General features: G+C 50.0%; 1 protein-coding gene. It reads left to right on the forward strand.

The window, feature by feature from the left end; genetic code table 11:
* Window positions 1–276, forward strand: a 276-nt coding sequence (locus tag AN393_RS20325; RefSeq protein ID WP_161804179.1) for a hypothetical protein, incomplete at both ends; no start/stop codon positions are given.

Raw genomic sequence — 276 nt, forward strand, 5'->3', positions numbered from 1 at the left:
TGTTACCGATCCGATTGATGCAAGCGCATTAAATGACGGCACGCTCACCGCTACAGCAAGCGTGTCAGATTTAGCGGGTAACCCTGTAAGTGCGCAAGATATCGTAGAACTTGATAACACCGCAGCAATTACAACCAGCATTGATAAAACAGTCGACGGCGTTATAAATGGCAACGGCGAAAGTGCAGCCATGGTCGTGCGCGGCACGGTGAGCGATGTAGAAGACGGTCAAACCGTGACGGTGATCATCAGTGATGGCACAAACCAAGTTGAAAC

The organism is Pseudoalteromonas sp. P1-25, from assembly GCF_001401805.1.
Classification (GTDB): domain Bacteria; phylum Pseudomonadota; class Gammaproteobacteria; order Enterobacterales; family Alteromonadaceae; genus Pseudoalteromonas.